We start from the raw sequence: 1,571 nt of genomic DNA on the forward strand, positions 1-1,571 counted from the left end.
CAGGCGGCCTGGGCGGCGCGGGCCCTGATGAAGGCGTTCTCGACGTCGGCGGGTGTGGAGACCGGGAGGTCGGCGAGCGGGAGACCGGTGTAGGGGGCCTGCGTGGTGACCCGCGCGGCGTCCGGAGCGGCGGCGACCCGGGCGCTCAGCCGGCCGAGGAGGGCCGGGGCGAGCGTGGCGGGCAGGGCGGCGGCGGGCTGGAGGGCTCGATCGGTGGTCATGAAGGGGTTCCTGGCTTCCGGGTACGGCTCGGCACCGAGAACGGGACCGGCAGGTGCAGGGCGATCTGGCCCTCGGTGACGACGTCGAACTGGATGGTCCTGATCGGCCGCAGCGAACGCAGGTCGTCGGACAGGCGCCCCCGGCCGAGCCGGAGGCCGAGGTCGCGGGGCAGGCGGACGCTTCCGGCGGAGAGCAGGTTGGTCTGGCTCAGCGTGGAGTGCCAGGCGTCGCCGATCCGGGTGTAGGAGGTGAGCGTGGAGACCCTGGCTCCGCTCGGGTGGGCGCGCTGCCGGGGGGTGGGGGCGCTGAGCGCCAGGTCGGTGCCGCCGGTGTCGTTGGCGACCCGGGCGGTGGTTCGCCGGGCGTCGATGTCGACGTCCAGCTCGGTGACCCACTTGGGAAAGCCGTAGCCGTCGTGCCCGCGCACCTGGGCGATCTCGGTGCTGACCGGCAGGGACAGCACGTAGGAGTCGAGGCTGTCGTTCTTCAGGGCGGCGAGCAGGTCCACGAAACCGAGCCGGCCGTGCCGGGCGGGCCGGACGGCGATGCCGACGGCGGCCTCGGTGTAGAAGTCGATGTCGCAGACGTCGTAACGGAAGAACATGGCCGACACCAGGCCCACTCCCGGCGCGATCTCCAGCGGCGCCAGCTCGGCCGGCAGCCGGTCGCGGATCGCGCGGGACGGGGCCAGCATCGTCAGCCGGGCGGTCGAGGCGCGGTAGTAGAAGTTCGGGGTCAGTGTGGGCCCGATGGGGGAGTCGGCCCTGGTCTTGGGCAGGCGCCGGAAGAAGTCCACGCTGCTGACGCGCGGGTCGCGGGCCACCTCGTCGAGGTCGGTGTCCATCCGGTAGCGGTCGTACAGGCCGCCCTTGGGGACGGTGACCGTACGGCTGCCCAGCTTGACCTCGACGGTGTCGGTCGGTGCCGATGGCATGGTTCGACCTCCTCCAATCCGATGTTAGCGGTGCACACATGAGAGTAGGCGCGACATGTGAGCGGTGTCAACACTGGGCAGCGGCACGGATCGCCTACCGCGGGTGCAGCGCGGTCTTCAGGGCGTCGACGGCGAGCTTGCGGGCGACGTTGGCGGCGCGGGTGTCACGCAGGCTGTCCAGCAGCAGGAAGTCGTGGACCATGCCGGCCACCCGGACCGAGGTCACGTCCACGCCGGCCTCGCGCAGCTTGTTGGCGTACTGCTCGCCCTCGTCGCGCAGCACGTCGGCCTCGTCGGTGATGACCAGCGTGGTGGGCAGCCCGCGAAGCTGCTCCAGCGAGGCCTGGAGCGGGGAGGCGTACACCTCGGCGCGCTGGGCCGGGTCGGTGGTGTAGGCGTCCCAGAACCACTTCAT

General features: G+C 71.9%; 2 protein-coding genes and 1 pseudogene. All 3 read right to left on the reverse strand.

What is annotated here, in order from left to right:
* Window positions 1-221, reverse strand: a pseudogene (gene gabD2 / locus AB0I67_RS43085) (succinic semialdehyde dehydrogenase); the annotation flags it as partial.
* Window positions 218-1,156 (reverse strand): acetoacetate decarboxylase family protein, encoded by a 939-nt coding sequence (locus AB0I67_RS43090; RefSeq protein ID WP_357936786.1) that lies wholly within the window; start codon window positions 1,154-1,156, stop codon window positions 218-220. The pseudogene gabD2 and the gene AB0I67_RS43090, both read right to left, overlap by 4 nt.
* A 94-nt stretch (window positions 1,157-1,250) precedes the next feature.
* The coding region (locus AB0I67_RS43095) for an alpha/beta hydrolase fold domain-containing protein (RefSeq protein WP_357936788.1) at window positions 1,251-1,571 on the reverse strand (321 nt) is incomplete at its 5' end.

This window comes from Nonomuraea sp. NPDC050310 (genome assembly GCF_040655795.1).
Taxonomy (GTDB): Bacteria; Actinomycetota; Actinomycetes; order Streptosporangiales; family Streptosporangiaceae; genus Nonomuraea.